The following is a 7,618-nucleotide window of genomic DNA, read 5'->3' on the forward strand; positions in this document are numbered from 1 at the left end:
ATGAACTGCTCGCATTTGCACGTGTGGTAAGTGACTATGCCACGTTCGCTAATTTACTCGATGTTTTCGTTTTACCTCGGAACCGAGGTTTTGGAGTTGGTAAAGCACTCATAAAAGCCATTGTTGAACATCCAAAGTTACAAGGTTTAAGGCGTTTTACTCTTGCGACTAAAGATGCTCATGGGCTTTATCAACAGTTTGGTTTTAAAGCGCCTAAATTCCCAGACACAAATATAGAAATCTATTTACCGAATATTTATCAGCCTTAAGGTACAATAATGGTAGGTGCTTCTGGCTCTTCTTTACCTAACATACGGCGAATAGCATGTAGCTTTTGTGCGTGCTCATTCTCTTTATGATACGCAATATACACATCACGCTTAAACTCAGGTAACGCATCTAATCGATGCAATGAACCTTGCTCAATAAAAGGCTCGACTAATACATCTGGTAAATAGGCTGTGCCGCCACACTGCAACATTAAATCTAGCGCAATACGTGCAGTACTTGTTCGCATCACCGGGGTAACCATGCCTTTTAACTCTTTTGCATGCCACGCAGTAAAATGCGCACCCCAATCAACACGAATATAACGCTCCACATCACTTGGCTGTGCAATAGTGTTTGCCGTGGTTGAAACTGGAATAAGCGCAAAGGTATAGAGTAACTCTATTTTTAATTCTTCCGCTTTCGGAGGATCGAAAATAATCGCAATATCTAATGAGCGCTCAAGTAATTGGCGAGTAATTTGTTCACGCGCCAAAATCTCCGCAACCAAACTGACATCAGGCTGTGATGCATAAATTTTAGAAATAGCATCATGGATATAGGTATCCCACGTATTTGGGGTACCTGCAATCGAAATTTGTGTCACTTGCTCTTGGGTTAATGCCACATCTTGCTTTGCCATGCGCAACGTTTGCATCATCACCTCAGCATGAGAAACAAAACGTTCTCCCGCTGCTGTTAGTTGAATATTATTGCGGTTGCGAACAAATAACTCCACACCAAAATACTGCTCTAGCTGACGAATTCTGGAGCTTACTGCGGCTTGGGTTAGATATAAATTTTCGGCTGCTTTGCCAAAGTGTCGGCAGTCTTTTACTTCAATAAAGGTCTTAATTAATTCTATATCCAAAACGCTATCTCTTATCGTGACGATAAATTTTTATTGTTGTACTTGTTAAACGCAATTCACGCATACTCCGCCAAAATGGGCAAAGTTGTCAACATGAGAATATCATATGGACTTATTATATGGTTTTGTAAAAACAAGCAATTTCTATGATGACCTGAATTTTCCACAAGGATTTAACCGTAGCGGCCACTTTACAATTCAAGAAGCAGAGTTGTTAACAGCCATTGGTAAGCGATTATTCCAATTAGAACATCAACTTGCAGAGCCTAAAAATCATACGGAAGAGAATTTCGTGATTATGTGCCAAACTAAACGTGAAGCTGAAACGCGTATCGAAAGTTTGTGGCACAAATATAAATCGGTGACACAAGGTAGAAGGCTTCACACGCTCACAGGCTGTACACCTGGAAATGTTGGCAACACTTTTAATGAATTAGAAGGTAATTATTAGTGCGTGGTTGGATAATTTACAAACACAATGACATGCTATTGCGACAAGAAGCATATGAAATTAATCGCTTAGTTGAAGTAGCAAAAGAAGAAAACATCGAACTCCAAGTTTTTTCCCCAGATCAGTTTGACCTTACGGTGACGCGTGACGACGAAAAAAGTATTTTGATCGATGGCGAGCGTCAGCAATTACCAGACTTTGTTATGCCGCGCATGGGTGCTGGCACAACGTACTTTACACTTGCGGTTATTCGCCACTTAGAGCGTTTAGGTGTTTACTGTGTAAATAGCTCACATTCAATCGAAACCGTTAAAGATAAACTGTTTGCACAGCAAATCTTAGCTGAGAAAAATTTACCAACACCAGACACTATGCTAGTAAAGTTTCCAGTAAACGTGGCGCTAGTTGAAAAACAAATTGGTTTTCCTGTTGTTGTTAAAACACTTTCTGGTTCACAAGGCAGCGGTGTATTTTTATCAAAATCACCAGGTGAATTTGATGACTTAATGCAGCTTATTGAAGCAACAAGTCCAAAAGCGAATATCATTTTACAACAGTTTGTAAAAGCCAGCCACGGACGTGATTTACGCGTATTTACCATTGGTGGTCGCGCAATTGCCTGTATGGAACGTAATTCAAACGGTGAAAACTTCAAAGCAAATGTAAGTTTAGGAGGTACAGGTAAACTTTACCCTATTACACCTGAGATTGAATGGCTTGCAACACAAACTGCGAACGTGCTTGGTTTAGATGTAGCGGGTATTGATTTATTATTCGATCAAGAACATTTTAAAATTTGCGAAGCAAACTCATCACCAGGTTTTGAAGGGTTAGAAAACGCCGTCGACATTGACGTACCGCGCGAAATCTTCCACTTTATTCGCATCCGCTTAGGTATTTTTGAAAAAACCTCAGCAAAAAAAACATCTAAAGCATCTGTTGCTAAATCGTCTGAAAAAAGCGACAGCTAGCACTGACTTTAAATAAAAAACGCAGCCGAAGCTGCGTTTATATCAATTTGATTTTTAGGAATTTAAGCAGCTTTATTGGCTACTTCATTTTCTAAAAAGGCAATAATATCGTTTGATTCATAAAGCCATGTTACTTTGTCGTCTTGTTCAATACGTAAGCACGGCACTTTTACCTTACCGCCTTCTGCTGCAAGTGTTTCACGGTGAATACCTTCGGCTTTTGCATCACGCAACTCAATATTTAAGCTATTACGCTTCATTGCGCGGCGAACTTTTACGCAAAACGGGCACGCTTTAAATTGATACAAGCTTAGGTTTTGGGTTTTTGCGTCAATTTCAGTCTGCAGCTGCGCATCACGCTTAACACCGCGTGGTGTTGTAATAAAATCAAAAAATAAAATAATGCGGCCTAATAGCCAACGAACAAACTTCATACAACCTCCAATCAATTTGGCGGCATTCTACTGTAAATATTGGAACGAATAAAGATTAGTCCTAAGCTTGTTTTGCTTATTTATAGCCAACGGCGGACGTTTGTTTTGTACTGTGTAAACTGCTCACCAAAGCACTCGGTTAGTGCGGCTTCTTCTGGTTTAATTTGAAAGCGCTCAATAAACAGCATAAATGCCACAACACCTAACAAACTTAACCAACTGCCAAGTAAAATAGCAAATCCTAAAAGCGCCACACTCATACCTAAATACATTGGATTTCGCGTATATTGAAAAATGCCGTTTATAACTAAGTTTGAGGCGGTTTCGGGTTTTAGTGGGTTTACCGTGGTACTCGCTTTACGAAATGAAATAACACCAGCAAGGGCAATCGCTACCCCAAGCAAAACAGCGAGTACAAACAGTTTAAAGTTAAGTGTGCGAGTAATCTCAAATGTGAATTCAGTTTCCGACACTAAATACATGCCCACCATACAAAATAATCCCACCACAGGGGGTGGGATTTTATTATTTAGCTTATTGGCGAATGAGGTAATCACCCTCACCTACCCATTTATATGTGGTTAATGCGTCTAAGCCCATAGGCCCGCGGGCATGCAACTTTTGTGTTGATACTGCTACTTCAGCACCTAAGCCAAACTGCGAACCATCAGTAAAGCGTGTACTCGCATTTACATACACTGCCGCAGAATTTACCGCTGCTACAAACTTATTAGTGTTGCTTAAGCTCTCAGACAAAATACCATCTGAGTGGCCTGATGAATGCTCACGAATATGCATTATCGCCTGATTAATATTTTCAACCACTTTTATACCAAGCGTTAGGCTTAACCATTCCTTGCTGTATTCACCATCAGCAATTAGGCTAACGCGTTCACTTAGCGCTGCGGCTCTTTCACAGCCTTTAAGTGTCACTTGCTCTAAACGCTTTGCTAATAGTGGCACTAACTGCTTTGCAATTGATTCATCCATAAGCACAGTATCAAGTGCATTGCACACACTTGGGCGCTGCACTTTAGCGTTTTCAATTACATACAACGCTTTTTGCAAATCTGCTGAAGCATCAACGTATAAATGACAGATACCAATACCGCCAGTGATCACCGGAATCGTGCTGTTTTCCACGCATACTTTTTGCAGCGTATCGCCACCGCGCGGAATAATCATATCGATGTACTTATCTTGCTTTAAAAGCTCAAGCACTAAAGCGCGATCTGGGTTGGTAATTAATTGCACTGCGTCTTTATTAATGCCCGCATCAATAAGTGCTTTACCAATTAATTTAACTAAGTAAGTATTGGTATGAAGTGTTTCTTTACCGCCGCGTAAAATGCTAGCGTTACCAGTTTTTAAACATAAACAGGCAATGTCTAAAGTTACATTGGGGCGCGCCTCGTAAATAACCCCTACCACACCTAATGGCACAATTTGTTTTTTTAAGCGCAGGCCATTTTCAAGCGCTCTACCATCATATTCACCGCCAACAGGGTCATCCATTGCAATTAAGCTTTGAATATCATTGGCAATGCCTAGAATGCGTTCTTTGTTTAATAACAAACGATCAAGTAAGGCCTCGGTTAAGCCATTTTCTTTACCAGCATCAATATCGCGCTGGTTCACTTGTTCGATTTGTTCGGCATTTTCTAAAATGATGGAACGAATATTTTCTAATGCTGTATTTTTCTGGGCTGTTGTCGCCACAGCGAGATCAAAACTTGCTAACTTTGCCTGCTGTGCTAATTGCGTAATCACGTTAATCCTCCAAAAAGTACCAAATCATCGCGGTGAATCACCACCGCCCCATAGTCGTAACCGAGCAATTGATTGATTTGCTCGGAATGTTGCCCTTTTATTTGGGCCAAATCGCTTGATGAATAACGACATATGCCACGTGCTATTTGCTCGCCATTTTGGTCGCATAATTTCACCATGGCACCGCGTTCAAATTCACCAAGCACATCACTCAAGCCTTTTGCTAATAAACTTGAGCCCGAGTGTTTCATTGCGCGAACAGCGCCTTCATCTAATATTAGCTCACCGCTTGCTGGCGGCCCTGCCATTAACCACTGTTTGCGGCTTTCTCTCACTGATGTTGTGGCTAAAAAGCGTGTGCCCACCTCCTTTTCAAGGGCAGCATCAACAATTACATTGTCTTTATGGCCTGCAGCAATAATCACCTCAACCCCTGCTCGGCATGCAATATCGGCTGCTTGCAGTTTGGTTGCCATGCCTCCGGTGCCTAAATGGGTACCCGAGCCGCCTGCCAATGCTTTTAAATTAGCGTCAATTTTATCAACCAAGCTAATCAACTTAGCATCGGGGTTAGCGCGCGGATCGGCAGTAAATAATCCCGGCTGATCCGTCAGTAACAACAATTTATCGGCCTTAGCGAGAATGGCAGCCAAAGCCGATAAATTATCATTATCCCCAACTTTAATTTCTTGTGTTGCCACCGCATCATTTTCATTAATGATCGGCACAATATCGTGCTTAATCAGCGCCTTTAGCGTATCGCGTGCATTTAAATAGCGCTCGCGGTCATCTAAGTCTGCACGTGTTAACAGCATTTGCCCCACATGCATACCATACAAGTTAAACAAGGTTTGCCATGTATGAATTAAATGACTTTGGCCAACTGCAGCAAGCATTTGTTTGTTATTCACATTGCTTAAATCACAGCTTAAATGTAAATGCTCTTTGCCCGCAGCAACTGCACCGCTCGATACCAAAATAATTTTGTACCCTTTCTTTTTTAATTGGGCACACTGGCGCACTAATTCAACCATATGCGCTTTATCTAAAGTAAAACTGCCACCGGTTAATACACTCGTACCCAGCTTTACAACAATTGTTTTTTCCCCGTCACTCATTCCCAACACCTAACACCTCAGGCAACAACCTTTGTTATATCAAAGCTGAGAAAATCAACAAGGGTAAAATGGTCTCACACAAAAAAATATCATGCAAACTACTAAATACACCAAATATAAATAAGAAAACCTAATCCATAACAGCATAAAATTTGCATTTATATGTTCTGCTATTCTTTGGTAGAGACTTATCGCACAGTGCTTATTACCCTGTTAAAATTCACCGCCCCTTTAATTTGAGTATTCGTTATGCCCGCTAGTTTATGTTTGCTTATCGCCACCTTTTTGTGGGGAAGCTCGTTTATTGCCTTAAAGTACGCCATTGATTTATACCACCCTGCGGTAGTGATTTTTCTGCGTATGCTCACCACATTCACTTTGTGCTTAATGCTTTGGCGCTATGTGAAAAAGTTTGATTACCAACAAGGTGATTGGAAGTACCTACTCGGCATGTCACTTGCCGAACCCTGTTTGTACTTTTTATTTGAAGGCTATGCCCTTGAATATACCTCTGCGAGCCAAGCAGGTGTAATTGTGAGTTGCTTCCCACTTATTGTAGCGATTTTGGCGTTTTTTATGCTGAAAGAGTATTTATCTAAATCCATCATTACCGGATTTGTTTTTTGTATTGTCGGGGGTATTGCATTAACCCTTGTATCGCCCGATACCAGCGCAGCACCAAACCCAATTTTAGGTAACTTTTTAGAGTTTTTAGCCATGGTGTGCGCCGCTATTTATGCGGTGTGTGTAAAGCATTTAGCTCACCGTTACTCACCGCTTAGTTTAATCGCTTTGCAAGGCATTAGCGGCACCTTATTCTTTGCACCCTTTTTGTTTTTTGTTGAATTGCCAAGTGAAATGTCGATAGAAGGCATCGCTGCCATCATTTACTTAGGCTCGTTTGTAACCCTTGGTGGCTATGGTATGTATAACTATGCCATTTCAAAAGTATCGGTATTAACCGCCGCCGCGTTTTCAAACCTTATTCCTGTATTCACCTTGTTACTTGCGTCGTTACTTCTTCATGAGTTTCTAACGTGGCAACAATGGCTCGCCATTGGCTGTGTATTTATTGGCGTAGTTATTGCCCAGCGCCATAAGCCTAAGCCACAAGAAGATACCGAACCGCAAATGGATACCATGCCGGTAGAGGTTGCTAATAAGTAGTAACTTTCAAAGTTAATCTCAGCGTTCAATAATTTTCGATACGCTATTTGTCGCGCTGGCGACAGCAGCCAAAGGGAGGCTATCGCCGGTCTCCCTTTGGAATCCCTCAACGCCCAAAAATCAAACTTATCTTCAACGTGTCTTAAATATGAACATAAACGCCATGAATCGGCATCCCTGCCTCAGCATGGCTTGCTCTACCGCTTCGCTCCCTGTCTAGCATTATTCATTTAATGCCACTTTTTCAGGTTTGATTAATGGAAGAGTTTTATCTCAGCAACAGTCTTCAAGGTCTCAATTGAGCGAGGAACGGTCATTGAATAAATTACTCAATGCACATATCAAATTCTTAGTTGTTAGAAGTAAAAATTATGCCAATTCCATTTATTATTGATTACTTCCCCCTTAATAATATTAACAGGCAATTTGCCTGTTTTCTGCAACTGATAAAATGTTAATTTTCAAATAACTATCTGACTAGTAACAACTAATTATTAGTGTTATAAATTGCTTTAGAATGTAAACAGGCGATGTTGCGGTAGAAAAAGAGGCAACTTGCCTCTTAATAA

9 protein-coding genes are annotated in these 7,618 nt (G+C 40.9%); 4 read left to right on the forward strand and 5 right to left on the reverse strand.

All coding sequences use genetic code 11. From position 1 onward, the window contains the following. Nucleotides 1–269 (forward strand): GNAT family N-acetyltransferase (locus ABYD77_RS16355; protein WP_372771176.1); only part of this gene is annotated, 269 nt, incomplete at its 5' end. Here ABYD77_RS16355 and ABYD77_RS16360 read toward each other — a convergent pair. Next, complete coding sequence (locus ABYD77_RS16360) at nt 266–1,138, reverse strand: LysR family transcriptional regulator (RefSeq protein WP_372771177.1); 873 nt, start codon at nt 1,136–1,138, stop codon at nt 266–268. The two genes, ABYD77_RS16355 and ABYD77_RS16360, sit on opposite strands and share 4 nt — an antisense overlap. Nucleotides 1,139–1,244: 106 nt before the next feature. On the opposite strand from ABYD77_RS16360, the gene maoP reads away from it, so the two are divergent. Next, nucleotides 1,245–1,589 (forward strand): DUF413 domain-containing protein, encoded by a 345-nt coding sequence (maoP, locus tag ABYD77_RS16365; RefSeq protein WP_372771178.1) that lies wholly within the window; start codon nt 1,245–1,247, stop codon nt 1,587–1,589. Next, on the forward strand, nt 1,589–2,560 hold the full coding sequence (locus ABYD77_RS16370; RefSeq protein WP_372771179.1) for a RimK family alpha-L-glutamate ligase: 972 nt from the start codon (nt 1,589–1,591) through the stop codon (nt 2,558–2,560). Before maoP ends, ABYD77_RS16370 begins: the two co-directional genes overlap by 1 nt. Before the next feature lie 62 nt (nt 2,561–2,622). Here ABYD77_RS16370 and ABYD77_RS16375 read toward each other — a convergent pair whose 3' ends face one another. From ABYD77_RS16375 to proB, 4 genes are all read right to left on the reverse strand, one after another. Continuing rightward, nucleotides 2,623–2,994: a glutaredoxin family protein gene (locus ABYD77_RS16375; RefSeq protein WP_372771180.1), complete on the reverse strand. Its 372-nt coding sequence runs from the start codon at nt 2,992–2,994 to the stop codon at nt 2,623–2,625. A gap of 80 nt (nt 2,995–3,074) precedes the next feature. Next, nucleotides 3,075–3,551 carry an isoprenylcysteine carboxylmethyltransferase family protein gene (locus tag ABYD77_RS16380; RefSeq protein WP_372771181.1) on the reverse strand — a complete coding sequence of 159 codons (477 nt, stop codon included), beginning with the start codon at nt 3,549–3,551 and terminating at the stop codon, nt 3,075–3,077. Beyond that, complete coding sequence (locus ABYD77_RS16385) at nt 3,529–4,764, reverse strand: glutamate-5-semialdehyde dehydrogenase (RefSeq protein ID WP_372771182.1); 1,236 nt, start codon at nt 4,762–4,764, stop codon at nt 3,529–3,531. Before ABYD77_RS16385 ends, ABYD77_RS16380 begins: the two co-directional genes overlap by 23 nt. Then, nucleotides 4,761–5,882 (reverse strand): glutamate 5-kinase, encoded by a 1,122-nt coding sequence (gene proB / locus ABYD77_RS16390; RefSeq protein ID WP_372771183.1) that lies wholly within the window; start codon nt 5,880–5,882, stop codon nt 4,761–4,763. The genes ABYD77_RS16385 and proB overlap by 4 nt, the downstream gene beginning before the upstream one ends. A gap of 249 nt (nt 5,883–6,131) precedes the next feature. On the opposite strand from proB, the gene ABYD77_RS16395 reads away from it, so the two are divergent. Further along, entirely contained in the window at nt 6,132–7,049 is a 918-nt protein-coding gene (locus ABYD77_RS16395) for a DMT family transporter (protein ID WP_372771184.1), read from the forward strand. The last annotated feature ends 569 nt before the right edge of the window (nt 7,050–7,618 follow it).

The organism is Pseudoalteromonas sp. (assembly GCF_041629635.1).
Lineage (GTDB): Bacteria > Pseudomonadota > Gammaproteobacteria > Enterobacterales > Alteromonadaceae > Pseudoalteromonas.

Excerpts from the sequence above, each read along its gene's own strand:
- ABYD77_RS16395 (WP_372771184.1), top strand. The coding sequence starts at position 6,132 with ATGCCCGCTAGTTTATGTTTGCTTATCGCCACCTTTTTGTGGGGAAGC.
- ABYD77_RS16375 (WP_372771180.1), bottom strand. The coding sequence starts at position 2,994 with ATGAAGTTTGTTCGTTGGCTATTAGGCCGCATTATTTTATTTTTTGAT.
- maoP (WP_372771178.1), top strand. The coding sequence starts at position 1,245 with ATGGACTTATTATATGGTTTTGTAAAAACAAGCAATTTCTATGATGAC.
- proB (WP_372771183.1), bottom strand. The coding sequence starts at position 5,882 with ATGAGTGACGGGGAAAAAACAATTGTTGTAAAGCTGGGTACGAGTGTA.